The 24,602-nt window shown below is 74.6% G+C and carries 23 protein-coding genes and 1 pseudogene; 15 read left to right on the forward strand and 9 right to left on the reverse strand.

What is annotated here, in order from left to right; all coding sequences use genetic code 11:
• Position 1 precedes the first annotated feature (1 nt).
• Both RKE29_RS12965 and tsaE read left to right on the forward strand, forming a co-directional pair.
• Positions 2-1,120, forward strand: a complete 1,119-nt coding sequence (locus tag RKE29_RS12965; RefSeq protein ID WP_312005352.1) for an alpha/beta hydrolase — start codon at positions 2-4, stop codon at positions 1,118-1,120.
• Between the two features lie 522 nt (positions 1,121-1,642).
• Positions 1,643-2,155: a tRNA (adenosine(37)-N6)-threonylcarbamoyltransferase complex ATPase subunit type 1 TsaE gene (gene tsaE / locus RKE29_RS12970; protein WP_312005353.1), complete on the forward strand. Its 513-nt coding sequence runs from the start codon at positions 1,643-1,645 to the stop codon at positions 2,153-2,155.
• Between the two features lie 914 nt (positions 2,156-3,069).
• On the opposite strand, the gene RKE29_RS12975 is transcribed toward tsaE, so the two are convergent.
• Positions 3,070-3,642, reverse strand: coding sequence for a hypothetical protein (locus tag RKE29_RS12975; protein WP_312005354.1), 573 nt, complete (start codon positions 3,640-3,642; stop codon positions 3,070-3,072).
• Positions 3,643-3,801: 159 nt separating this feature from the next.
• Here RKE29_RS12975 and tsaB point away from each other — a divergent pair, with 159 nt between their 5' ends.
• The 6 genes from tsaB to RKE29_RS13005 all read left to right on the forward strand — a co-directional run bounded on the left by tsaB (position 3,802) and on the right by RKE29_RS13005 (position 7,094).
• Complete coding sequence (gene tsaB, locus RKE29_RS12980; RefSeq protein WP_312005355.1) at positions 3,802-4,515, forward strand: tRNA (adenosine(37)-N6)-threonylcarbamoyltransferase complex dimerization subunit type 1 TsaB; 714 nt, start codon at positions 3,802-3,804, stop codon at positions 4,513-4,515.
• A gap of 119 nt (positions 4,516-4,634) precedes the next feature.
• Positions 4,635-5,126: a ribosomal protein S18-alanine N-acetyltransferase gene (gene rimI / locus RKE29_RS12985; RefSeq protein WP_312005372.1), complete on the forward strand. Its 492-nt coding sequence runs from the start codon at positions 4,635-4,637 to the stop codon at positions 5,124-5,126.
• On the forward strand, positions 5,119-6,261 hold the full coding sequence (gene tsaD / locus RKE29_RS12990; RefSeq protein ID WP_312005356.1) for a tRNA (adenosine(37)-N6)-threonylcarbamoyltransferase complex transferase subunit TsaD: 1,143 nt from the start codon (positions 5,119-5,121) through the stop codon (positions 6,259-6,261). The genes rimI and tsaD overlap by 8 nt, the downstream gene beginning before the upstream one ends.
• Positions 6,258-6,512, forward strand: a complete 255-nt coding sequence (locus RKE29_RS12995) for a hypothetical protein (RefSeq protein WP_312005357.1) — start codon at positions 6,258-6,260, stop codon at positions 6,510-6,512. Before tsaD ends, RKE29_RS12995 begins: the two co-directional genes overlap by 4 nt.
• Before the next feature lie 67 nt (positions 6,513-6,579).
• On the forward strand, positions 6,580-6,840 hold the full coding sequence (locus RKE29_RS13000) for a type II toxin-antitoxin system prevent-host-death family antitoxin (protein WP_312005358.1): 261 nt from the start codon (positions 6,580-6,582) through the stop codon (positions 6,838-6,840).
• Complete coding sequence (locus RKE29_RS13005) at positions 6,837-7,094, forward strand: Txe/YoeB family addiction module toxin (RefSeq protein ID WP_312005359.1); 258 nt, start codon at positions 6,837-6,839, stop codon at positions 7,092-7,094. The genes RKE29_RS13000 and RKE29_RS13005 overlap by 4 nt, the downstream gene beginning before the upstream one ends.
• Positions 7,095-7,182: 88 nt before the next feature.
• Here RKE29_RS13005 and RKE29_RS13010 read toward each other — a convergent pair whose 3' ends face one another.
• From RKE29_RS13010 to RKE29_RS13025, 4 genes and pseudogenes are all read right to left on the reverse strand, one after another.
• Positions 7,183-7,857, reverse strand: a complete 675-nt coding sequence (locus RKE29_RS13010; protein WP_312005360.1) for a contact-dependent growth inhibition system immunity protein — start codon at positions 7,855-7,857, stop codon at positions 7,183-7,185.
• A gap of 71 nt (positions 7,858-7,928) precedes the next feature.
• The gene (locus tag RKE29_RS13015; protein ID WP_312005361.1) at positions 7,929-8,228 is read right to left on the reverse strand and encodes an RNase A-like domain-containing protein; all 300 of its coding nucleotides are present in this window, start codon (positions 8,226-8,228) and stop codon (positions 7,929-7,931) included.
• 304 nt (positions 8,229-8,532) lie between these two features.
• Positions 8,533-9,439 (reverse strand): annotated as a pseudogene (locus RKE29_RS13020) (arylamine N-acetyltransferase).
• Positions 9,440-9,728: 289 nt separating this feature from the next.
• Positions 9,729-10,994: a methyltransferase domain-containing protein gene (locus RKE29_RS13025; RefSeq protein ID WP_312005362.1), complete on the reverse strand. Its 1,266-nt coding sequence runs from the start codon at positions 10,992-10,994 to the stop codon at positions 9,729-9,731.
• 564 nt (positions 10,995-11,558) lie between these two features.
• On the opposite strand from RKE29_RS13025, the gene groES reads away from it, so the two are divergent.
• Together groES and groL are read left to right on the forward strand one after the other, a co-directional pair.
• A complete protein-coding gene (gene groES / locus RKE29_RS13030; RefSeq protein ID WP_312005363.1) occupies positions 11,559-11,867 on the forward strand; it encodes a co-chaperone GroES in 309 nt (102 codons plus the stop codon).
• A gap of 138 nt (positions 11,868-12,005) precedes the next feature.
• Positions 12,006-13,625 (forward strand): chaperonin GroEL, encoded by a 1,620-nt coding sequence (gene groL, locus RKE29_RS13035; RefSeq protein WP_312005364.1) that lies wholly within the window; start codon positions 12,006-12,008, stop codon positions 13,623-13,625.
• Between the two features lie 232 nt (positions 13,626-13,857).
• Here the strand turns inward: groL and RKE29_RS13040 are convergent, their stop codons facing one another.
• The 3 genes from RKE29_RS13040 to RKE29_RS13050 all read right to left on the reverse strand — a co-directional run bounded on the left by RKE29_RS13040 (position 13,858) and on the right by RKE29_RS13050 (position 16,035).
• Entirely contained in the window at positions 13,858-14,631 is a 774-nt protein-coding gene (locus RKE29_RS13040; RefSeq protein ID WP_312005365.1) for an SDR family oxidoreductase, read from the reverse strand.
• Positions 14,632-14,707: 76 nt separating this feature from the next.
• A complete protein-coding gene (locus RKE29_RS13045) occupies positions 14,708-15,472 on the reverse strand; it encodes an MOSC domain-containing protein (protein ID WP_312005373.1) in 765 nt (254 codons plus the stop codon).
• A 248-nt stretch (positions 15,473-15,720) separates the two neighbouring features.
• The gene (locus tag RKE29_RS13050; protein WP_312005366.1) at positions 15,721-16,035 is read right to left on the reverse strand and encodes a WhiB family transcriptional regulator; all 315 of its coding nucleotides are present in this window, start codon (positions 16,033-16,035) and stop codon (positions 15,721-15,723) included.
• A gap of 401 nt (positions 16,036-16,436) precedes the next feature.
• On the opposite strand from RKE29_RS13050, the gene RKE29_RS13055 reads away from it, so the two are divergent.
• The 4 genes from RKE29_RS13055 (at position 16,437) to RKE29_RS13070 (ending at position 21,646) form a co-directional block, all read left to right on the forward strand.
• Positions 16,437-17,048 carry a response regulator transcription factor gene (locus tag RKE29_RS13055; protein ID WP_003948568.1) on the forward strand — a complete coding sequence of 204 codons (612 nt, stop codon included), beginning with the start codon at positions 16,437-16,439 and terminating at the stop codon, positions 17,046-17,048.
• Between the two features lie 852 nt (positions 17,049-17,900).
• A complete protein-coding gene (locus tag RKE29_RS13060; RefSeq protein WP_312005367.1) occupies positions 17,901-18,512 on the forward strand; it encodes a sigma-70 family RNA polymerase sigma factor in 612 nt (203 codons plus the stop codon).
• Positions 18,513-18,752: 240 nt separating this feature from the next.
• A complete protein-coding gene (gene guaB / locus RKE29_RS13065) occupies positions 18,753-20,255 on the forward strand; it encodes an IMP dehydrogenase (RefSeq protein WP_312005368.1) in 1,503 nt (500 codons plus the stop codon).
• A gap of 263 nt (positions 20,256-20,518) precedes the next feature.
• A complete protein-coding gene (locus tag RKE29_RS13070; RefSeq protein ID WP_312005369.1) occupies positions 20,519-21,646 on the forward strand; it encodes a GuaB3 family IMP dehydrogenase-related protein in 1,128 nt (375 codons plus the stop codon).
• Between the two features lie 181 nt (positions 21,647-21,827).
• On the opposite strand, the gene RKE29_RS13075 is transcribed toward RKE29_RS13070, so the two are convergent.
• Complete coding sequence (locus RKE29_RS13075; RefSeq protein ID WP_312005370.1) at positions 21,828-22,439, reverse strand: hypothetical protein; 612 nt, start codon at positions 22,437-22,439, stop codon at positions 21,828-21,830.
• A 456-nt stretch (positions 22,440-22,895) separates the two neighbouring features.
• Here RKE29_RS13075 and RKE29_RS13080 point away from each other — a divergent pair, with 456 nt between their 5' ends.
• Positions 22,896-24,200: a rod shape-determining protein gene (locus RKE29_RS13080; RefSeq protein ID WP_312005371.1), complete on the forward strand. Its 1,305-nt coding sequence runs from the start codon at positions 22,896-22,898 to the stop codon at positions 24,198-24,200.
• Positions 24,201-24,602 lie beyond the last annotated feature (402 nt).

Consider the following 24,602-nt stretch of genomic DNA (forward strand, 5'->3'; position numbering starts at 1 on the left):
CCTGGTCGGCCCGGGCTGGCGCAACGGCGCGGGCATCGCGGGCGCCGCCGTGGGGGTGGCCGCCGGCGTCGCGCTGGAGCGGCTGACCGCCGGCCGCGGCGTACGGCGCAGGGCGCGGCTCGCCCTCGACGCGCAGAGCCCGTTCGGCTCCCTGCGCGGCGCGCCCGGCACCGCCGTCGCCGACGACGGCACCGAGCTGTACTACGAGGTCGAGGAGGCCCGCGCGCCGCTCCCCGCGCCGCAGTCGTCGCTGCGCGGCAGGCTGCTGCGGCGCCGCCCGCCCGACCCCCTCACGGTGGTCTTCAGCCACGGCTACTGCCTCAACCAGGACTCCTGGCACTACCAGCGGGCGGCCCTGCGCGGCGCCGTGCGCGCCGTCTACTGGGACCAGCGCTGCCACGGCCGCTCGGCGCGCGGCTGCGCCCAGCGCGACGGCGCGCCGCTGACCATGGACCAGCTCGGCCGCGACCTCAAGGCCGTCATCGACGCGGCCGCGCCCACCGGGCCGCTGGTGCTGGTCGGCCACTCGATGGGCGGCATGACGGTGATGGCGCTGGCCGCCCAGTACCCGGACCTGGTGCGCGAACGGGTCGTCGGCGCGGCCTTCGTCAGCACGTCGGCGGGCCGGCTCAGCGAGATCAGCTTCGGCCTGCCGGTCGTCGGCGTCAACGCGGTACGGCGCGTGCTGCCCGGCCTGCTGCGGGCCCTGGGCAAGCAGGCCGAACTGGTGGAACGGGGCCGGCGGGCCACCGCCGACTTCACCGCGAGCCTGGTCAAGCGCTACTCGTTCGGGTCACAGGAGGTGGATCCGGCGGTGGCCCGGTTCGCGGAGCGGCTGATCGGGGCGACGCCGATCGACGTGGTGGCCGAGTTCTACCCGGCGTTCACCGACCACGACAAGGCGGCGGCGCTGCCGGTGTTCGGGCGGGTGCCGGTGCTGGTGCTGGCGGGGGAGCGGGACCTGATCACGCCGGTCGAGCACAGCCGGGCCGTCGCGGCGGTGCTGCCGGAGGCCAGGCTGGAGATCGTGCCGGACGCGGGGCACCTGGTCATTCTGGAGCACCCGGAGGTGGTCAACGCCCGCCTGATCGAACTGCTGCCGCTGGGTGGGGCGGGCTGACGTTCCCGGATGCGCGCGGTTGCCGCTTGCCGGGGCCGGTGCCGGTGCCGGTGCCGGTGCCGGTGCCGGTGCCGGTGCCGGTGCCGGTGCCGGTGCCGGTGCCGGTGCCGGTGCCGGTGGCGGGGGCGGTGGCGGGTGCTGGTGGGCGGGTGCGGGGCCGGCTCTCCCCCGGCGGCCCCGCAGGTTCCGGCACCCGGAGTCTTCGTGCCCGCCCGTCTCGTCGGCGGCCGCACCCCGGCCGGTCCCACAGGTCCCAGCGCAGCCCCCGGGCCCTCCCGTCTCGTCGGCGGCCCGTTCCGTCTCCTGGTTACGGCCGTTCGTCGGCGCCGCGCTTCACGCGCACGGGGGACACCGGCGTCAGGCCGCGTGAACGGTCATCGTCCGGTCGGACCTCCCGGACCTCGGCGGAAGGTGGCTCCACGGGCGGGGTCGAGACGGCACTCGCCGCCGCACAGGACGCCGACAGCTCCCCCACCGACGGCGTGCCGTACGGCGGGACGGCGGACCGTACCATCGGCGGGTATGAGCGACCCGTACGCCGCCGCGGCGCGCATGACCGTCACCTCCACCGAACAGATGCGGGACCTCGGGCGGAGGCTCGCCAAACTGCTGCGCCCCGGGGATCTGGTGCTGCTGACCGGAGAGCTGGGCGCGGGCAAGACGACGCTGGCGCGCGGGCTCGGCGAAGGGCTCGGCGTGCGCGGTGCGGTGACCTCGCCGACGTTCGTCATCGCGCGCGTCCACCCGCCGCTCGGGGACGGGCCGCCGCTGGTGCACGTGGACGCCTACCGGCTGAGCGGCGGTCTGGAGGAGATGGAGGACCTGGACCTCGACGTGTCGCTGCCGGAGTCCGTGGTGGTGGTCGAGTGGGGCGAGGGCCGGGTCGAGGAGCTGTCGGAGGACCGGCTGCACGTGGTCATCGAACGGACGACGGGCGCGGACGCCGCCGCCATCGGTGACGACGCGCGTGCCGTGGCGGTGGCAGGGGTGGGCCCGCGCTGGGCCGGGGAGGACCTGGCCTCGCTCGCCGGCTGAGGCGCGCGGGGTTTTCCGTACAGGTCCCGACAAGCCGTCGGCAAGATGTTGCGCCGGTGCGGCCGGGCGTGGTCCCATGGGAAAGGAAGCATGTTAGGTCTACCTAACTTCCTGTCCGTGAACCACCAGGAGGGCGTCATGCCGGCCCAGAAGCCCGCTGCCGCGACGCTCAGGCGCGACCGTCCGTCGTCGCCGACGCCGCCCATGCCGTCGGTGGGGGAGCTGTTGGCGTCCTGTGCGGCGGCGAGCGCCGTCTCGACCCCGCCCGTGGAACCACCTTCCGTGGAGGTCCGGGAGGTCCGACCGGACGATGACCGCGACGCGGCCTGACATCGGCGTTCCTTCGTGCGGGTGAATCGCGGCGCCGACGGACGGCCGTAACCGGGAGAGGGAACGGGCCGCCGGGGGGAAGCCGCCGACGAGGCGGGAGGGCACCCGGGGTTGTGCCGGAACCCTGCGGGGCCGCCGGGGGAGAGCCGGCGACGAGACGGGAGGGCGCCCGGGGTTGTGCCGGAACCTGCGGGGCCGCCGGGGGAGAGCCGGCGACGAGGCGGGAGGGCCCGGGGGCTGCGCCGGGACCTGCGGGGCCGCCGGGGGAGAGCTGGCGACGAGACGGGAGGGGCCGGGGGCGCAGGGGTAGGGGCCTGGACGTGGCCGTATATTTTCGTATTTGGGCGGCTGGTTCCGGTTCACTCAACCCCCGGGGCGCAGGCCGCCGAAATGCGAAAATATCCGAGTCCAGGCCCCTACCCCGGAGCCCCCGGCCCCGCACCCGCCCACCAGCCCGGCCCCGCACCCGAACACCCCGCACCCGAACACCCCGCACCCGAACACCAGCGCACGCACCCCGGCCCGACGGCGGCGCGGAACCCCGGCAGCCGGAACCCGCGCCGGGGCGCGAAGACGCCACGGCGCTACGGCATGACGACGACCCGGGTTCCGAGCTGCGCGAACCGCCACATCGCCAGCGCGTCCCCCCGCTTCTCCCGCACCGCGCCCGTCTTCTTCGTCGCGCCCGGGTCCGGCGTCGAGCCGTCCACCGCGGCGCTGAAGCCGAACACCACGTCGCCCTCCGTGTCGAAGACGACGACGTGTTCCACCGGCACCCCGTCTGAGCCGAGCCCGCCGATGCGGCGCGAGCTGACCGGGTAGGAGCCGGGCTCCGGGCTCACGGAGCTGGGGAAGACCTTGAACGTCCGTATGGCCTTGTCGTCGGAGCCCACCAGCCACACCCGCCGCGCGCCGAGCGCGTACACCACGCGCAGGCCGGTGCCGGAGCTGCCGGGGACGGCGGTGGACTCCGGCTGCCTGGTCCGGCCGCCGCCTCCCTTGCCGCCGCCGTGTGCGTCCTCGCTGGGCGAGGCTCCGGGCCGGGCCTGGGTCGGGTGGGTGGGCGCGGTCGCCGAGGCCTGGTAGGCGAGGAAGCCGACGACGGCCAGGGCTCCGGCGGTGAGCGTGGCCACCACGCCGTTGCTGCTGCGTGCCACCTGCCGTAACTCCTTCCGCCCCGGGCCGCCCCGGGCTCGCCGCGTCGTCGGCCGGTCGTCGCGGTCCGCGTCGTCAAGGTCCGCGTCGTCGCGGTCCGCGTCGTCACGCGGCCCACTACGCGACCGTAGCACCGGCGGCCAGGGCCTTAGGCTGTTCTCGTGCTCGTGCTCGCTCTGGATACCGCGACTCCCGCCGTCACCGTCGCCCTGCACGACGGCACCGCCGTCCTCGCCGAGTCCCGACAGGTGGACGCCCGGCGGCACGGCGAGCTGCTGCTGCCCGCCGTGCACCGGGTGCTGGCCGAGGCGGGCGTGCGGCTCGGCGCGGTCACCGACATCGTGGCGGGGGTCGGGCCGGGCCCGTACACCGGGCTGCGGGTGGGCCTGGCCACGGCGGACGCCTTCGGGGCGGCGCTGGGCGTGCCGGTGCGCGGGCTGTGCACGCTGGACGGGATCGCGTACGAGGCGGTGCGCGCGGGCGGCCTCGCGGAGCCGTTCGTGGTGGCGACCGACGCGCGGCGCAAGGAGGTCTACTGGGCGCGGTACGAGCCGGGCGGGCCGGGCGGCGTGACGCGCGTGGCCGGACCGGCGGTGGACCGCCCGGCGGACATCGCCGAGCGGGTCGCGGGCCTGCCGGTGGCCGGCGCGGGCGCGGCGCTGTACCCGGAGGTGCTGGGCGGGGCGGCGCGGCCCGGGCTGCCCGAGCACCAGTCGGCGGGCGCGCTGGCGGCGCTGGCGGCCGAGAAGCTGGCGGCAGGGGAGTCGGCGACGGGGGAGCCGGCGGCAGGGGCCTTTCTGCCGAACCGGCCGCTGTACCTGCGGCGCCCGGACGCGCGGGTGCCGGCGAACTACAAGGTGGTCACCCCACGGTGAGCGGCGCGGCAGACGAGGCGCGCGCGGCCGGGACGGCCGAGGCGGCCGGCACGGGCGCCGACGGCCCGCGCGGGCCGTCGGCCGGCGGGTCCGCCGCCGGGTCCGCACGGCTGCGGGAGATGCGCTGGTGGGACATCGCGCCGGTGCTGGTCCTCGAACACGACCTGTTCCCGGGGGACGCCTGGTCGGAGGGGTTGTTCTGGTCGGAGCTGGCGCACGCGCGCGGCCCGGCCGCCACCCGGCGCTACGTGGTCGCCGAGGCCGGCGGCAGACTGGTGGGGTACGCGGGCCTGGCGGCCTTCGGGGACTCCGCCGACGTGCAGACCATCGGCGTGGCCCGCGACCGCTGGGGCGAGGGCCTGGGGGCCCGGCTGCTGACGGACCTGCTGGCCGCGGCCACCGGCTTCGGCTGCCGCGAGGTGCTGCTGGAGGTGCGCGTCGACAACCCGCGCGCGCAAGAGCTCTACGAGCGCTTCGGCTTCGCGCCGCTCGGCATCCGTAAGGGCTACTACCAACCGGGCAACGTGGACGCGCTGGTGATGCGCCGCCCGGCGACCGCGCCGCCCATACCTCCCTCCCACGCCCAGCAAGGAACACGCACCCATGGCTGACTCACGCGGCGGACCCCTGGTCCTCGGCATCGAGACCTCCTGCGACGAGACCGGCGTCGGCGTCGTGCGGGGCCACACCCTGCTCGCGGACGCGGTGGCGTCCAGCGTGGAGGAGCACGCGCGGTTCGGCGGCGTCGTGCCCGAAGTGGCCAGCCGCGCGCACCTGGAGGCGATGGTCCCGACCATCGAGCGCGCCCTGAAGGAGGCCGGGGTCGCGCCGGGCGACCTGGACGGCGTCGCGGTCACGGCCGGGCCGGGCCTGGCGGGCGCGCTGCTGGTCGGGGTGTCGGCGGCGAAGGCGTACGCGTACGCGCTCGGCAAGCCGCTGTACGGGGTCAACCACCTGGCCTCGCACATCTGCGTGGACCAGCTGGAGCACGGCCCGCTGCCGGAGCCGACGATGGCGCTGCTGGTGTCGGGCGGGCACTCCTCGCTGCTGCTGGCGCCGGACATCACCAGCGACGTACGGCCGCTGGGCGCGACCATCGACGACGCGGCGGGCGAGGCGTTCGACAAGGTCGCGCGGGTGCTGCATCTGGGCTTCCCGGGCGGACCGGTCATCGACCGGCTCGCGCGGGAGGGCGACCCGGACGCGATCGCCTTCCCGCGCGGGCTGACCGGCCCGCGCGACGCCGCGTACGACTTCTCCTTCTCGGGCCTGAAGACGGCCGTGGCCCGCTGGATCGAGGCCAGGCGGGCGGCGGGCGAGCCGGTGCCGGTGGCGGACGTGGCCGCGTCGTTCCAGGAGGCGGTGGCCGACGTGCTGACCCGCAAGGCGGTGCGCGCGTGCCGCGACCAGGGCGTGGACCACCTGATGATCGGCGGTGGCGTCGCGGCCAACTCCCGGCTGCGCGCGATGGCCGAGCGGCGCTGCGAGGACGCGGGCATCCGGCTGCGGGTGCCGCGGCCCAAGCTGTGCACGGACAACGGGGCGATGGTCGCGGCGCTGGGGGCCGAGATGGTCGCGAGGGGCCGCCCGGCGTCGGACTGGGACCTGTCGGCCGACTCGTCGCTGCCGGTGACGGAGACCCACGTGCCGGGGCAGGGCGGGCCCGGCGCGCACTCCCACCCCCACTCCCACGGCAGCGACCACGACCACGTGCACGAGCTGAGCGGAAAGAACCTGTACGCGTGACCGTCGCCCTGATGTGGGAGGCCCGGGCGGCCGAGGGCCGGGGCGCGGAGCTGCTGGCGTGGGCCCGCCGCCAGCCCCTGCACCCGGCCCCGCCGCGCCGCGAGACCTTCCGCGCCCCCGAGGACCGCGTGCTGGTCATCACCTGGTGGGACGCGCCGTACGCCGCCGCCCTGCCGGAGCTGCCGGAGCCGCCCGCGGACCTGGCGCGCCGCGCCGTGCACCGCTGGCGGTTCGAGACGGTGGACGACTGACCGGCCGCAGGGTGTGATACAGCGGAGACCTGTACCATATGTGGTACCAATGACTGGGAGGTATCCGGTGTCGATAACCGCCAGCGAGGCGCGCCGCCGTCTGTTCCCGCTGATCGAAGAGGTCAACAGCGACCGGAGCGCCGTGGAGATCGTCTCCAAGAACGGCAGCGCTTACCTGGTGGCGGCGGCCGAGTACGAAGCCCTTCAGGAGACCGCCTACCTTCTGCGGTCCCCGGCCAACGCCCGTCGGCTGATCGAGTCGTACCAGCAGGCTATGGAGGGGCAGTACGAGCATCGTGAGCTGATCCGCGACGAGGACGCCGGGTGAAGTTGGCGTTCACCTCCCGGGGATGGGCTGACTATGTTCACTGGCAGGCCACCGATCGGCAGATCCTCAAACGGATCAACCGGCTCCTCGATGACACGCTGCGCGACCCCTACGCTGGGATCGGCAAGCCGGAGCCGCTCAAGCACGCCCTGGCAGGCGCCTGGTCGCGCCGCATCACCGACGAGCACCGCTTGGTCTACCTGCCCCGGGAGGGCGAGATCGTCGTCCTGCAAGCCCGTTATCACTACGAGTGACGATGCGCGCCCGCAGTGGGCCGGGCCCCAGCGCGGGGGCGGTCCCTCGCGCGACGGCGCTCTCGCGCGGGCCCCGGCCCGCCGGGGGTCAGGGGCCGGGCGCGCGTTCGCCGGTGAGGCGGTCGGCGACCAGGGTCAGCCAGCCGCTGGGCGCGTACGGGGCCGGTGGCTCGACCTCCATGCCCAGCTCGGCGACCGCGCGCGCGTAGTCGGCCTCGTCCATCGGGAGGGTCAGCAGTTCGGTCAGCTCCCCGGAGAGGCGGGCGACGAGGACCGGGTCGGTGGTGGCCAGGTAGTCGGCGAGGGCCGTGTCGTGGTCGGCGAACTCCTTCGGCATGTCCTGGGAGAACCAGCCGCCGAGGAGCTGCCCCAGCTCCGGGAAGCGGGCGTGCCACTCCCAGTGGGTGCGCGGCACGCCGGGCGGCGGCACGTCGCCGTTCTCGACGCTGCGTTTGAGATGGTCCGCGAGCAGAAGCAGCCAGGAGCGCGCCTCGGTGTCGGGCAGGCCGACATCGGGCACCGGGTAGGGCGGGTTGAGGCGGGCGCGGCGGCGGCTGGGGGTGCGGCTGCGCGCGTACTCGCGCAGCTGCTCCTCGGCGACGGCGACGGCCCACGGGCGGGTGTGCCAGGTGTGGCGCAGGTAGGCGGTGAGGGCGTCGCTGCGCTGGTCGGGGCCGTCGTCGGCGACCTGTCCGAGGTAGGCGCGGACGACCTGGTCGAGCTCGCCGTAGTCACGGTCGTGTTCGAGCGGCTTCAGGGACATGGCGGGGAGGGCTTCTGGGACGGCGGAGGGTTCGGGTGTCCGGGGCGGCGGGGGCGTGGGCGGCCCGGGGGTCAGAGGTTGACGGGGAAGGTCGCGTGCACGGCGAAGCCCTGGGGGCTGCCGGGCTCCCGCCTGAGGATCACGCGCGCGGCCCGTACGCCCACCGGTTCCCACCCGGCGAGCCGCATCGCCGGGAGCATCACCCGGCCGACGGGGTCGGGGCGGGAGGGCCAGGCGGCTTCGAGGGTCAGCCGCTGCCGGGTGTCCTGGGCCAGCCAGCGGTGGATGACCTGCTCGTTGCGGGTCACGACCTGCTGGGTGCACCACTGCGCGGTCCTCCGGTCGGGGTAGGTGGCGGTTCGGGTTCGCATGGCCGCATGCCTACCACGACGGGGACGGCGCCCGAGCGTACCGCGCGTCAGCCGGTGTTGTGGTGAATCGCGGTTTTTTGACGCTCTTTTTGGGTGTGCGTGACATACGTACTATTCGCGGCGCGGGGTGGGCGCCGTGACCCGCCGACCGGACCCACCCCGCTCCCGCCACCCCGGGCGCTGGCGCTCGAACGGCCGGAGGCGGCGGCGGAACGCGGCGGCGGCGCCCGGCCTCCGGCGGACCGCCGTCCCGCGCGGGGCGGTCCGCATGTCCCGCGGGCGGTCCGCGGTACCCGCGGGACGGTCACTCCGGCAGCCGCGTCCCCTCCGGCAGGCCGATGCCGAAGTCGGCGGCCAGCACCCGCAGCACCTCGTCGCCGTCGGCCAGCTCCCGCTCCTTGCGCGTGCCGTCGGCGTGGGTCTCCACCAGTGCGCGGCCCCACAGCCTGAGGTGCGCCTGCTCGGAGGTGCGCTGGGCGATGAGCGTGTGCTGGAAGGGCGAGCGGGGGTTGGTCGCCACGTGCCAGTTGATGGCCTCGTAGTCGGGGTGCTCGAACGGTTCGAGGGAGAAGGCGTACTGGTCCTGCCACGCCCCGTCGGCGAACGCCTGGAGCACCCACAGGTCCGCCGCCCCGCGCGGGTGGGCCTCGCGCACGTACCGGTGCCGGCGCGGGCCGGTGCGCACCTCCCGGCCNCCGGTGCCGGCGCGGGCCGGTGCGCACCTCCCGGCCCGTCGCCAGCGGTATCGCCTCCAGCAGGCCGCCGACGTTGCCGAAGCCCACGTCGGCCGCGTACGGCCCGTCCTCGCCGGGCACGTCGACCAGCAGCAGCATGTGCGTACGCGGCCGCAGGGCACCGTCCTGGGCGCCCACCCGCACGCGCGCGGCCAGGCGGGTCACGCCGAAGCCGAACGTCTCCAGGACGGCGGCGAACAGGGTGTTGTGCTCGCAGCAGTAGCCGCCGCGCGGCCCGCGCACCAGCTTGTCGAGCAGGTCGGGCAGGGCCAGGGAGGGCGCCGAGCCGAGGAGGGCCTGCACGTTCTCGAAGGGGATGGCGGTCAGGTGCGCGCGGTGCAGCGACCGCAGCGCGGCGGCGTCCGCGCGGCGCTCGCCGGACCAGCCGGTCCGGGCCAGGTAGGCGTCGAGGTCGGCCGGTGAGAGCGGGGCGGAGAGCGGGGCCGAGAGCGGGGCGGGAAGGTGCGTCGGTGCCATGGGGCTCACCGTACGGACCGCCCGGGACGGTGCGCCTCGGGCCCCGGATCGGGATGGGGCTGGTCCCCGGGCCGTAGGACTCCGGGCCGTGCCGACCGGCCCACGGGACCGGCCCACGGGTCCAGGCCGCGGGTCCGGGCTGTGGAACCGGCTGTGGGGCCGACCGTGGGCCGGGGACCGGCGCCGTGCGCGCCGCCGCGTGGGCGCTCCCGTGTTCGGACGCGCGCTGGCCGCGCGCCGGGGGCGCGCGGTGCGCGGGGCCGGCGCGAGGGCGCGGCCCGCGCGCCCGCTAGCAGTCCGCCGGGTGGCCCAGCAGCATCGTGGGCGCGCCCGCCACGCGCGTCAGGACGACGGTGCAGGCATTCACCCCTTCGAGTTTCAGCCGCCTGCGCAGCTCTTCCGGTTCCACCGCCGAACCCCGCTTCTTGATCGTCACGACGCCCACCTCCCGCTCCCGCAGCAGCGCCCTGAGCCGCTTGAGGTTGAACGGCAGCACGTCGGTGATCTCGTAGGCGGTGGCGTACGGCGTGGGGCGCAGCTCGTCCGCCGTCAGGTAGGCGATGGTCGGGTCGATCAGCCGGCCGCCCACGCGTGCGGCCACGTCCGCCACGAGGTGCGCGCGGATGACGGCGCCGTCCGGCTCGTACAGCCAGCGGCCCACCGGGCCCGGGCTCGGGTCGGGCAGGCGCGCGCCGAGCAGGGACCGGCCGGAGGGCAGCAGGGTGGCGCGGCGCATGCCCGGGCGCGCGGTGCCGAACCACAGCACCGCCTCCTTCACGTCCCCGCCGTCCGAGATCCACTCGGCCTCGGCCGCGTCGGGGATCGCCTCGTACGGCAGGCCCGGGGCGGCCTTGAGGGCGGCGTGCGGGGACCTGCGGGCGGTGGCGACCGCCCAGGACAGCGGCGGCGAGTAGGACTCCGGGTCGAAGATCCGGCCGCCGCCGCCCTGGCCGCCCGCGCGCGCCGGCCCGCCCGCGGCGCCCGTACGGCCCGCGCGTCCCGTACCGCCCGATCGGCCCGCTCCGCCGCGGCCGCCGCGCCGCGCCGGGTCGACGAACACCGCGTCGTACGGCGAGGTGTCGACGTCCGCCACGTCCGCGCGGCGCACCTCGATCCGGTCGGCCAGGCCCAGCGCCTCGGCGTTGGCCCGGGCGACCGCGCAGGTCAGCGGATCCCGGTCGACGGCCAGCACCCGCACGCCCGCGCGGGCGAGCGCCAGCGCGTCGCCGCCGACGCCGCAGCACAGGTCGGCCAGGGTGCGCACGCCCAGATCGGCGAACCGGCGGGCCCGGTAGGCGGCGACGGACGCGCGGGTGGCCTGCTCCACGCCGTCCGGCGTGAAGTACATGCGACGGGCGTCCTCGGCGCCGAACTTGGCCACGGCGCGCTGCCGCAGCCGCGCCTGGGTGACGGCCGCCGAGACCAGCGCGGGCGGGTGGTCGCGGCGCAGCCGCGTCACCTCGGCCAGTTCGCGCGCCGGATCGTGGTCGCGCAGCGCGGCGAGCACCGCCTGCCCCTCGTCGGTGAGCAGCGATTCGAAGGCGTCCACGTCCACCCGCCCATTCTCCCGTCCCCGGCGCGGCCTCTTCCCCCGGCCCGCCCGGCGCCTTCCGCCGTCCCGTGCGCCGGTACGCGTCGGTTTTGGGGAGTCCCATGTCGTCCCGGTCGAGAGCACGCGCGTACGGCCGGTAGAGCGCAACGCCGAAGGCGACCCACGGCGGCTTACGGCGCGGGCGGGGGGCGCGCGGACCGCGGCGGGCGACACGCTCGGCGCCCGCGCGCCGCCGCGCGCCACCTGGCGACCCCAGGCGGTCCGGGATCCCGCCGTCCGGGCGCTCTCCGCCCCGCGCCGCAGGGGCCGTTCGGGCGGCGGACCGGAAACGGCCGTACGGGTCCGGGCGCCGGGCGTGGCCGAACCGCCGCCACGTCGCTTGGCACTCTAGTTGACTGAGTGCTAACAGCGTCCTAGTCTCGGACTCGACGCTGGCACTCCTCAGTCCGGAGTGCCAGCCAGCAGTGACGTGCGACGGGCAGGTCCGGCACCCGCGACGACGGATCCACCTGGTCGCCCCCTTAAGACAGTCAACCCCGCGAGATCTCCGAAGGGGGAGGTCGGATCGTGACGACCGCCAGCACCAAGGTTGCCATCAAGCCGCTTGAGGACCGCATCGTGGTCCAGCCGCTCGACGCCGAGCAGACCACGGCCTCCGGCCTGGTCATCCCGGACACCGCCAAGGAGAAGCCCCAGGAGGGCACCGTCCTGGCCGTGGGCCCGGGCCGCATCGAGGACGGCAAGCGCGTCGAGCTCGACGTCAAGGTCGGCGACGTCGTTCTCTACAGCAAGTACGGCGGGACCGAGGTGAAGTACAACAACGAGGACTACCTCGTGCTCTCGGCCCGCGACGTCCTCGCGATCGTCGAGAAGTAACTCCACCCCGCATTTCCCGTCCTGCGCCCCTGGCCCCCCGCGAGCGAACCTGCCGGGCGCCCGGGGCGCAGTTCGTACCAACGATGGCGGCCCCCCGCGCGGTGCGCCAGGGTCGCAACGAGAGGACACACGCATCTCATGGCGAAGATCCTGAAATTCGACGAGGACGCGCGCCGCGCCCTTGAGCGCGGGGTGAACAAGCTCGCCGACACCGTCAAGGTGACGATCGGCCCCAAGGGCCGCAACGTCGTGATCGACAAGAAGTTCGGCGCGCCGACCATCACCAACGACGGCGTGACCATCGCGCGCGAGGTCGAGGTCGACGACCCGTACGAGAACCTGGGCGCCCAGCTCGTCAAGGAGGTGGCGACCAAGACCAACGACATCGCGGGCGACGGCACCACCACCGCCACCGTGCTGGCCCAGGCGCTGGTCCGCGAGGGCCTGCGCAACGTGGCCGCCGGCGCCTCTCCCGCCGCCCTGAAGAAGGGCATCGACGCCGCCGTCCGGGCCGTCTCCGACGACCTGCTGGCCTCCGCCCGCCCGATCGACTCCAAGACCGACATCGCCGCCGTGGCCGCGCTGTCCGCCCAGGACAAGCAGGTCGGCGAGCTGATCGCCGAGGCGATGGACAAGGTCGGCAAGGACGGCGTCATCACCGTCGAGGAGTCCAACACCTTCGGCCTGGAGCTGGACTTCACCGAGGGCATGGCGTTCGACAAGGGCTACCTGTCGCCGTACATGGTCACCGACCAGGAGCGCATGGAGGCCGTCCTCGACGACCCGTACATCCTGATCCACCAGGGCAAGATCTCGTCCATCCAGGACCTGCTGCCGCTGCTGGAGAAGATCCTTCAGGGCGGCGCCAGCAAGCCGCTGCTGATCATCGCCGAGGACGTCGAGGGCGAGGCCCTGTCCACCCTGGTCGTCAACAAGATCCGCGGCACCTTCAACGCCGTCGCGGTGAAGGCCCCCGGCTTCGGCGACCGCCGCAAGGCGATGCTCGGCGACATGGCCGCGCTGACCGGCGCCACCGTCATCGCCGAGGAGGTCGGCCTCAAGCTCGACCAGGCCGGTCTGGACGTGCTGGGCACCGCCCGCCGGGTGACCATCACCAAGGACGACACCACGATCGTGGACGGCGGCGGCAACGCGGGCGACGTCGAGGGGCGCGTCGCGCAGATCAAGGCCGAGATCGAGACCACCGACTCCGACTGGGACCGCGAGAAGCTCCAGGAGCGGCTGGCCAAGCTCGCCGGCGGTGTGTGCGTGATCCGCGTGGGCGCGGCCACCGAGGTCGAGCTGAAGGAGAAGAAGCACCGCCTGGAGGACGCGATCTCCGCCACCCGCGCCGCGGTCGAGGAGGGCATCGTCTCCGGCGGCGGCTCCGCGCTGGTGCACGCCGTCAAGGTGCTGGACGGCGGCCTGGGCCTGTCGGGCGACGAGGCCACCGGTGTCGCGGTGGTCCGCCGCGCCGCGGTCGAGCCGCTGCGCTGGATCGCCGAGAACGCCGGCCTGGAGGGCTACGTCATCACCTCCAAGGTGGCCGAGCTGGAGAAGGGCCACGGCTTCAACGCCGCGACCGACGAGTACGGCGACCTGGTGAAGGCCGGCGTCATCGACCCGGTCAAGGTCACCCGCTCCGCCCTGGAGAACGCGGCGTCGATCGCCTCGCTGCTGCTCACCACCGAGACCCTGGTGGTCGAGAAGCCCGCCGAGGAGGAGCCGGAGGCCGCCGGCCACGGCCACTCGCACTGACCGCACGCGTCGTGCGCGCCGACCCGGCCGTCCGGCCCGGGGCCGGCGCGGCCGCCAGGCCAGAGGCCCGGCACCCGCCTTCGGGTGCCGGGCCTCTGGCTGTCCCGGGCGCCACCGGATCCGCGCCCCGGCGGACAGCGGCAGGGGCCGAGACGTCAGAAGCAGCCGTCAGAGGTTTAGCGGGAAACGTCGTCAGAAGCGGCTGCCCGGGGCGGCCGTCCAGGGGCGGCCGTCAGGGGCGGCCGGCGCTCCGGCCCAGCCTGGTCGACACCGACGCCGCCGCCGAGCGCGGCACCAGCTTGCCGAGACCGGCCAGCGCCTTGTAGCGCGGGTCCGGTACGGACAGCGCCCGGCCCCGCGCGAAGTCCTTCAGCGCCGCGTCCACCACCCGGTCGGCGTCCAGCCACATCCAGCCGGGCACGTTGTCCGTCGACACGCCCGAGCGCTGGTGGAACTCCGTCCGTACGAAACCCGGGCACAGCGCCATCAGCCGCACCCCGGATCCGGTCAGGTCCTTCGCGGCGCCCAGGGTGAACTGCGTGACCCACGCCTTGCTGGCCGAGTACGTGCCGCGCGGGAAGAACGACGCGATGGACGACACGTTGATCACTCCGCCGCGCCCGCGCTCGCGCATGGCCGCGGCGGCCGCGCTGGTCAGCCGCAGCACCGTCTCGCAGTGCACCTTCAGCATCCGCAACTCGTCGGCCAGAGGTGTGGTGAGGTAGCCGTCCCGGTGGCCGAAGCCCGCGTTGTTCACCAGCAGGTCCACCGGCTGCGCCGGATCCGCCAGCCGCGCCTCGACCGCCTCGATCCCCGCGTCGTCGGCCAGGTCGGCGGACAGCACCCGGGCCTCCACGCGGTGCCGGTCGTGCAGGTCGGCGGCCTGTTCACGCAGCCGCTCGGCGTCGCGCGCCACCAGCACCAGGTTGTGGCCGTCCGCCGCGAGCCGACGCGCGAACGCGGCCCCGATCCCCGCCGTGGACCCCGTAATCAGTGCAGTCGTCATACGCGGCACGGTAGCGGTACGGCCCGGCACCGGCCGCCGGGGGCCGCCGGTCCGCCGTGCGGGGGCCGATCGCAGGTCAGGCCGGGTCCGCGGGGCCCTCCGGGCCTTCGGCGGCGGCGTTTTCGGCCTTCCCGGCGATCCCGGTGTTCCGGGCGGTCCCGGCGCTCCCGGCACCGCCGGCGCCCCTGGCCATGTAGTGCGCCGCCCGCTCGCGGTCCTCCGGGTGCAGCGCGTCGCCCGCCGCGAGCACCCGCGGCAGCAGGGCCGGCTCCGCCGTCCGCGCGCGGAAGACGAGTCCCACGGTCACCTCGTGGCCGGGGCGGTGCACCACCTCCACCGGGTCACCCGCCTGGACCGCGCCCGGTTCGACGACCCGCAGGTACGCGCCGGTCAGGCCGGTTTCGGTGAACCGCTTCACCCAGCCCCGCTCGTCCAGCCAGCCCGCGAACGTACGGCAGGGGACGCGCGGCGAGGTGACCTCCAGCAGCGGGCCGGAGCCGACCCGCCAGCGCTCGCCGACCAGGGCGGCGTTCAGGTCGATGCCGAGGGTGGTCAGGTTCTCGCCGAAGACGCCGGCGGGCAGCTCGCGCCCCAGCTCCCGCTCCCAGCGGTCGAGGTCCTCGCGCGCGTACGCGTACACCGCCTGGTCGTTCCCGCCGTGGAACCGCCGGTCGCAGACGTCGTCCCCGGCCAGCCCGCTGCCGCCCGTGCCCATCGGCCCCGGCGCGCAGACCCACACCGGTTCGGCCACGGGACGCTTGTCGATGCCGGTCGTACCGGCGGGGTTGGCGGTGTAGGCGACGGCCCGGCTCCGGCCGGTGTTGACACTGAGAAGCTGCATGGACGTCATCCGGGCACGCTAGGCGACCGGCGTCGGCGCCGTCGACCGGAAAACCGGGCCCGGTGGTCGAGCCTGCCGGGCGTCCGGGCGTCCGGGCGGGCTGGGCGGTCGGCCGGGCTGGGCGGACGGGCGGACCGGGCAGGCCGATCGATCGGGCCGATCGGTCGGGCCGGGATCCGGGGACGCGTGGCCGGGCGGCTGGAGGAGGGGGCGGGGCGGGGTGCGGCGGTCTCCCGCGCGGGGCGCCGTCAGGAACTCGGAAGGTGGGGGGTGCTGGTCACCCGGTGCCGCGCCCGGCCCATCAGCTCCTCGCGCTCGTCCTCGGTGAGCCCGCCCCACACGCCGTAGGGCTCGCGTACCGCAAGGGCGTGCGCGGCGCACTGCGCGCGCACGGGGCAGCGCATGCACACCTCCTTGGCGGAGTTCTCACGCGCGCTGCGGGCCGCGCCGCGCTCGCCCTCGGGGTGGAAGAAGAGTGAGCTGTCGACACCGCGACACGCGGCCAGGAGCTGCCAGTCCCACAAGTCGGCGTTTGGACCGGGAAGACGGGAGAAGTCTGCCATTGCCTTGTCTCCTCCAAGCGATCTGCTGAGGCGATCCGCTGTGGGCGGTGGGTCCTGGCCCGGGTACCCACGGTGTAAGTAGATGTAAATATGACTCATTGCGAATCTAGCCTCATAGGGTCGCAAATGGGAAGCAAGGTCGCCAAATGCCACCAAAGGGGATCAGGCCCCGGTTTAGAACACGGCGGGCGCGATGAAGCGGCTCTGTGATCGATCCCTCACGTAGAGTGTCGAAGGCGCCCGTCCGATCCCGTAACTCTTTCGGGTGACCGTCGTTGAGAGAGCGAAGGCGGTTGATGGGCTAAAGTCCTCGGACAGGTGTCCGAGGCTGTCAATCGCACAGGTGACGATCAGTAACCAGCCTGGAGGCTCAAGGTGACGCGCATCAGCGGAGGGCGGCCATGACATCCGTCCTCGTCTGCGACGACTCCCCGCTTGCCCGAGAAGCGCTCCGCCGCGCGGTCGCGACCGTGCCCGGTGTCGAGCGCGTGACGACCGCGGCCAACGGTGAGGAAGTACTGCGCCGCTGGGGCGCCGACCGCTCCGATCTCATCCTCATGGACGTCCGGATGCCCGGCCTCGGCGGCGTCGAGACCGTCCGGCGCCTGCTGTCGGCCGACCCCGGTGCCCGGATCATCATGCTCACGGTCGCCGAGGACCTGGACGGCGTCGCGCTCGCCGTGGCCGCCGGCGCCCGGGGCTACCTGCACAAGGACGCCTCGCGCGCCGAGCTGCGCGCCACCGTCACGCAGGCGCTGGCCGACCCGACCTGGCGGCTCGCGCCGCGTCGGCTGCGCTCGGCCGAGATGGGCGCGGCGCCCACGCTCACCGCGCGCGAGATCCAGGTCCTCGAAGGCATGAGCCACGGCAGGTCCAACGCCGAGATCGGCCGCGAGCTGTTCCTCTCCGAGGACACCGTCAAGACGCACGCGCGGCGGCTGTTCAAGAAGCTGGGCGCCTCCGACCGCGCGCACGCGGTCGCGCTCGGCTTCCGCTGGGGCCTGGTCCGCTAGGACCCGGGCCCGCTTCCACGAGATCCACGAGATCCACGAGATCCACCGGCACGGCGATCCACGGCACGGGAGCACGTCCGGTGCTCCGATCGGGGGACGTGCCACGCAGCGGGGGAGCTACGGCCCCCGCCCGTCGAGGGACGGGCGGGGCGACGAGCCTCGAACCGGTCGGACAAGATCGCCACGACGCGACAGCCCGACCCCGACGGGTGTGAGCCCAGGGCCCGAGAGGGGCGGCCGCACCCAGCGCCCGACCCGCGCGCATCCGCTTGGGCCGCATCCGGCCCGTACGCGTCCGCCCCACAGGGCGTTCCGGTCCACAGGGGAATCCGGTCCGTAGGGGATCCACCCCGCGGGCGACTCCGGCCCGTCCACGTCCGGCCGTACGCAGGGGCCGCACACATCCGGCCGTACGCATCCGGCCCGTACGTACGGATCCGGCCTGCCGCTCGCATGGATCCGGCCACGCGAGGCCGTCCGCCCGGTGCCGACCGCGTCGATCCGGCCAGAGGTCCGGCCGTGGCGCGGCAGCGGCCGCCCGCCGTCGCCGCCCGTCACCGCGTCCCGCCGCGCGAAGCCGGGCACCGGCTCGGACCAGACCCCGTCCCAGCTGCCCGGAAGCCCCGCGTCGCAGCGGTGACGGCACCGCGCCGGGCGGAGCCGAGGGCGGCGCTCCACCTTTCCCGCGCGATGCCGCATCCTTGAGGTGTGGACTTCCTCGGGGACGAGCCTGCCAGGTACGAGGGGAGAGCGCGGGACGTGACGGTAGTCGGCGCACCTGCTCATAACGCTTCAACGCACAACCGCAGAGGCGGTGTCACAGAACATCCGGCGCCAAGGCACCATGGTTGGATGCGCGACGACGAGACCCCGGCAACCCCGGTCGCCGGCGGGCCCGGAGCGGAGGGTGCCATAGGCGCCCTGGTGCGGCGCGCCGTGGACGGGGACGAGCGCGCCACCCATGACCTCCTCGCCCACGTGCACCCGCTCGCCCTGCGCTACTGCCGCACCCGGCTGGCCCGGCTGCCGGGCGACGCCCGGCACTTCGTGGACGACCTGGCGCAGGAGGTCTGCCTCGCGGTGCTGTGCGCGCTGCCGCGCTACCGCGACACCGGTCGGCCGTTCGACGCGTTCGTCGTGGCCATCGCCGCGCACAAGGTGGCCGACCTCCAGCGGGCCGCCATGCGCCACCCGGGCAGCACGGCCGTCCCCTCGGACGAGATGCCGGAGCAGCCGGACGACTCGCTGGGCCCCGAGGAGCGGGCCCTGCTGAGCAGCGACGCCGAGTGGGCCAGGAAGCTGCTCGCCAATCTTCCCGAGCACCAGCGCGAGCTGGTGCTGCTGCGGGTCGCGGTCGGACTGACCGCGGAGGAGACCGGGCAGATGCTCGGCATGTCCCCGGGCGCGGTGCGGGTGGCCCAGCACCGGGCCCTGAGCCGGCTGCGGGCGCTCGCCGAGCAGTAGCCCACCGAGCCCGTCACACCACGGCGGCAGCGCCGCGGCAGACCCGGCCGGGTCGTGGTGGGAGCGGCCGCCCGGACGCCCTGACCTGGGCGGGACGGAGGTTATCCACAGCGAGGCGCGGTTCGGGTGAGCAGCCCGATAGCATGGGAGTCCGCGCAGGGGCAAGGCCCTGTAGGTCGCAGGTCAGCTGTTCGGAGTGCAGGCCCCCGCGCACGGCGGGAGCGGTCCAGGAAGGGTGTCATGACTGACAACGTCGACGGAGTGCCCGAGAAGTTCGCCATGCTCGGGCTGACGTACGACGACGTGCTGCTGCTCCCGGGCGCCTCCGAGGTGTTGCCGGGCGCGGTCGACACCTCGTCCCGGGTCTCCCGGCATGTGCGGGTCAACGTCCCGCTGCTGTCCGCCGCCATGGACAAGGTCACCGAGGCGCGGATGGCCATCGCGATGGCCCGGCAGGGCGGCGTCGGCGTGCTGCACCGCAACCTGTCGATCGAGGACCAGGCCAACCAGGTCGACCTGGTCAAGCGGTCGGAGTCCGGCATGGTGACGGACCCGATCACGGTCCGCCCGGACGCCACGCTGCGCGAGGCGGACGCGCTGTGCGCGAAGTTCCGGATCAGCGGTGTGCCGGTGACGGACGCGTCGGGCAAGCTGCTGGGCATCGTCACCAACCGCGACATGGCCTTCGAGCTGGACCGCGGCCGCCAGGTGCGCGAGGTCATGACGCCGATGCCGCTGGTCACCGGCAAGGTCGGCATCTCCGGCGAGGACGCCATGCAGCTCCTGCGCCGCCACAAGATCGAGAAGCTGCCGCTGGTGGACGACGCGGGCACGCTCAAGGGCCTGATCACGGTCAAGGACTTCGTCAAGGCCGAGCAGTATCCGCACGCGGCCAAGGACGCCGAGGGCCGGCTCGTGGTCGGCGCGGCGGTCGGCGTCGGTGACGAGGCGTACGAGCGGGCCCAGGCGCTGGTCGAGGCCGGTGTCGACTTCCTGGTGGTGGACAGCGCCCACGGCCACAGCCGCGGCATCCTCGACATGGTCGCCAAGCTGAAGTCCAACATCACGATCGACGTGGTCGGGGGCAACGTGGCCACCCGCGACGGCGCCCAGGCCCTGATCGACGCGGGCGCCGACGGGGTGAAGGTCGGCGTGGGCCCGGGTTCGATCTGTACCACGCGCGTGGTGGCCGGGATCGGCGTGCCCCAGGTGACGGCGATCCACGAGGCGGCGCGCGCCTGCCAGGCGGCGGACGTGCCGCTGATCGGCGACGGCGGCCTCCAGTATTCGGGCGACATCGCCAAGGCCATCGCGGCCGGTGCGGACACGGTGATGCTGGGCAGCCTGCTGGCCGGGTGCGAGGAGACGCCGGGCGAGATGGTGCTGATCAACGGCAAGCAGTTCAAGACGTACCGGGGCATGGGCTCGATCGGCGCCATGCAGTCGCGCGGCCAGGCCCGGTCGTACAGCAAGGACCGCTACTTCCAGGACAACGTGCTCTCGGAGGACAAGCTGGTTCCGGAGGGCATCGAGGGCCAGGTGCCCTACCGGGGCCCGCTGTCCTCGGTCGCGCACCAGCTGGTGGGCGGCCTGCGCGCGTCGATGGGGTACGTGGGCGCGGCGGATGTGCCGGAGCTGAAGGCCAAGGGCCGGTTCGTCCGGATCACGGCGGCCGGGCTGAAGGAGAGCCACCCGCACGACGTGCAGCTCACGGCCGAGGCGCCGAACTACTCCGTTCGGTAGCGCACTGCCCGGGGTCCGGTAGGCGCGCGGCGTTCCGGTCCGGCGGGTGCGGCGTCCGGCGGGGGCGACAGGCGTTCCGGTCGGGCGGGTGCGGCGTCCGGCGGGGGCGATGGGCGGGAGCGGCGCGCGCCTGCCGGGCGGAGGTGGCGCGCGCCTGATGGGCGGGGTGGCGCGTGTGTGTGGTGGGCGGGGTGGCGGGCAGGCTCCGGCCCGGAGGCCGTCGGGGATACTGGGGGCGTACACCGCAGCGAAAGGCACTCCCAGTGACTGAGATCGAGATCGGGCGCGGAAAGCGCGGCCGCAGGGCGTACGCGTTCGACGACATCGCCGTCGTGCCCAGCCGTCGCACCCGGGACCCCAAGGAGGTCTCGATCGCCTGGCAGATCGACGCGTACCGTTTCGACCTGCCTTTCCTGGCCGCGCCCATGGACTCCGTGGTCTCGCCGTCCAGCGCGATCCGCATCGGGGAGCTCGGCGGCCTCGGCGTGCTCAACCTCGAAGGGCTGTGGACGCGGTACGAGGACCCCGAGCCGCTGCTCGCGGAGATCGCCGAGCTGGACGAGCGGACCGCCACCCGCCGCATGCAGGAGATCTACGCCGAGCCGGTCAAGGAGGACCTGATCGGCCAGCGGATCAAGGAGGTCCGCGACTCCGGCGTGGTGACCGCCGCGGCGCTGTCGCCGCAGCGCACGGCCGAGTTCTCCCGGGCGGTGGTGGACGCCGGAGTGGACATTTTCGTCATCCGCGGCACCACGGTGTCGGCCGAGCACGTCTCCGGCGCGTCGGAGCCGCTGAACCTCAAGCAGTTCATCTACGAGCTGGACGTGCCGGTCATCGTCGGCGGCTGCGCCACATACACCGCGGCCCTGCACCTGATGCGGGCGGGCGCGGCGGGCGTGCTCGTCGGCTTCGGCGGCGGCGCCGCGCACACCACGCGGAACGTGCTGGGCATCCAGGTGCCGATGGCCACGGCGGTGGCCGACGTGGCGGCGGCGCGCCGGGACTACCTCGACGAGTCCGGCGGGCGGTACGTGCACGTCATCGCCGACGGCGGCGTGGGCTGGAGCGGCGACCTGCCGAAGGCCGTCGCCTGCGGCGCGGACGCGGTGATGATGGGTTCGCCGCTGGCCCGCGCCACGGACGCGCCCGGCCGCGGCCACCACTGGGGCATGGAGGCCGTGCACGAGGACGTGCCGCGCGGCAAGCGGATGAACCTCGGCACGGTCGGTACGACGGAGGAGATCCTGCTCGGCCCCTCGCACAGCCCCGAGGGCTCGATGAACTTCTTCGGCGCGCTGCGCCGGGCGCTGGCGACGACGGGGTACTCGGAGCTGAAGGAGTTCCAGCGGGTGGAGGTGACGGTCGCGCCGTCCCACCTCCAGCGCCGCTGACCTCGCCCGGGCCCGTCGCCGGTCCGTCTTCGTCCCTCGTCGGTTCCAGGACAGGCCGACGACGAGCCCTTCCGACCGACCGACCGGAGACGACAAGGGGTGGGGCCTGCCGCGCACCGGACCGGTGCGCGGCAGGCCCCACCCCTTGTCGTCCGCCCCCGCGCGGGGGCGGACGACGGTGTCAGCGCTGCTTGTTCAGCCGGAAGGCCGTGCCGACCGTGGCGATCGGGGCCAGGGCCATGAACAGGTACTCCCAGCCCTCCAGGTCTTCCTTCCAGGACTTCCACAGGTCCTTGAAGTGGTCGAAGAAGATCTCGTTGGCCGACGGCGCGTCGATCTGCTGCGGCGCCCCGGCCTTGCTGAGCTGCTCGGCGGCCTTCTCGGCTCCGTCGGCGTAGATGAGCGCGTAGCCGTACAGCTCGCCGAGCAGGACGGCGGCCAGCGCCAGCGCGGCGCCGACGACCCACAGGCCCACGTTGCGGCCGCCGAGCTTGCCGACGGCCAGGCCGACGAGGGCGCCGACGCCGATGCCGATGTAGGCCACCCGGGTGATCTCGCCCTTGTCGGTGTCGGCCAGGCCGAACAGGATGCCCGCGTACACGCCCGCGCCCACCAGGGCCGCGACGACGGCGGCCAGCAGCGCGAGGGCCGGGTTGGCCGGGCGGGCCGGGGCCGGAGGCGGCGGGAAGCCGCCGCCGTAGGGAGCGGGCGGAGGCGGCGGGTAGGCGCCGGGCGCGCCGGGCGGCGGGTAGGGACCGGGCTGCTGCTGCGGCGGCTGCCAGTTCTGGCTCAAAGGAATCCCCCGGGGATGATGTGCTGAGCCGCGCTCCGGGGACCTTGAGCGGGGAGCGCGGCGTGAGTACTGAGTGCCACAAACTAACAGGTGGCCATGACAACCCGGCAAGGCGTGTCGGCGTCCGTGACACGGCTGGGACCCGACGGAGACAACGTGTCCGCCATGTGCCGATTCGGTCCCTCTATGCGGTGACGGTTCGGTGAAGATTCCGTGGGCATGCGGAGGGTGGCGCTCCGCAGGTGTCCGGCGACCCGCGCGCGCCGCGCGTCCCGGCCGCCGGGCCGCCCGGCGCACCGCCCGCCGCCCGCCGTGCCGCTGGTCAGTCGCTGCCGCGCCGCCGGTTCGGCCGGTGTGCCCGCCCGCGGACCGCTCCTGGCTCGAACGTGCCCCGTCCCGCGGAATGCCCGGTTCTAGCGGTATGCGCGATTCCCGTTTTGGCCATAATGTCAACTTATGGCATTCAGGAAGTCGTTCACAGGACGCGATGTGGGCATTGACCTCGGCACCGCCAACACCCTGGTGTACGTGCGAGGCAAGGGGATCGTGCTCAACGAGCCGTCGGTCGTCGCGGTCAGCACGCACGACGGCAGCGTGCTGGCGGTGGGTGCGGAGGCGCGCGACAGCATAGGTCGCACGCCCTCGCACATCGTCGCCGTCCGGCCGCTGCGGGACGGCGTCATAGCCGATTTCGACATCGCCGAGCGGATGCTGCGGCACTTCGTCAAGAAGGTGACCGGCCGTCGCGGCCGGCTGCGCCTGGTCGTGTGCGTGCCGTCCGGCGTCACCGACGTCGAGCGGCGGGCGGTGATAGAGGCGGCCACCCAGGCCGGGGCGCACCAGGTGCAGCTCGTCCAGGAGCCGCTGGCCGCCGCGCTCGGCGCCGGCCTGCCCGTCGGCCAGCCCACCGGCTGCATGGTCGTGGACATCGGCGGCGGCACCACCGAGGTCGCGGTGCTGTCGCTGGGCGGCATAGTCACCGCGCGCTCGGTGCGCACGGCGGGCAACGCGATGGACGCCGCCATCATCGCGTACGCGAAGAAACGGTACAGCTTGACCATCGGCGAGCGCACCGCCGAGCAGATCAAGGTGGGCATCGGATCGGCCGCGCCGGACGCCGCCTCGGTCGCCGAGCCGCCGCCCCCGGCCGTGCCGAGCGCCCTCGCCGACTCCTCCACCGGGGTGATCACGCTGGCCAACGCCTCGCCCGGCGCGTGGCGGGAGGAGCCCGCGGGCGGGACCGCGCCCCTGGCCCCCGTCGGCACCGTGCCGGACGTGGCCCTGCTCGGCGGCGGCGAACGGGGTTCCGCCGACGGTGGCGAACGGGGCCCTGCCGGCGGCGGCGCGTACTCGGCCGGTTCCGCCGACGTCCGTATGCCGTCGGACGAGCGCTGCGTCGTGCGCGGCCGCGACCAGGTCAGCGGCATGCCGAAGGTGATGGAGCTGTCGGCGGACGAGGTGCGGTATGCGCTGGCCGAACCGGTGGCCGGCATCGTCGAGGCGGTCCGCACCACTCTCGACGAGACCCCGCCCGAGCTGGCCGGCGACATCATGGACCGCGGCATCGTGCTGACCGGCGGCGGCGCGCTGCTGCGCGGGCTCGACGCCCGGCTCGGCCGCGAGCTGAACATCCCGGTGCTCGTGGCGGACGATCCGCTGGACTGCGTGGCGGTGGGCACGGGCCGCTGCGTGGAGGACTCCCCGGCGTTGCGCGGGCTGGGCGGCACGCAGCCGTGGCCGTCGGCGGCCAGAATGGCATGAATGCGGATCAATGCGGCGGCGGGTTCGGGGCAGGCGGGTCAGGGGGTGTCGGCGGGCTCCCCGGTCCCCGCGGTCGGCGGGCGGCGGGCATCAGGCCCCGCCGTTCACGAGGCTTACGCGGCTCGCGGGGTCCACGCGGGTCGCGAAAGGCCCGGGGTGCGCGCGGGGCACGGGGGTCCCGGGGTCCGCGCCGCGTACGGGGGCCGCGCCGTTCACGGGGGCCGCGCGCCCCGGATGTTCCGTACGGTCCTCGCGGCCCCCACGGTCTTCGCGGTCGCCGCGGCCCGGCGGGGGCGGGCGGGGCGCGTGCTGGCGGTCCTGACCCTGGCCCTCGCCCTGGCGTCGGCCCTCGCCGGCCCACGGGGCGCGCCCGCCGCCCGCGCCGAGCCCGCACCGGGCGCC

The organism is Streptomyces sp. B1866 (assembly GCF_031932565.1).
Classification (GTDB): Bacteria; Actinomycetota; Actinomycetes; order Streptomycetales; family Streptomycetaceae; genus Streptomyces.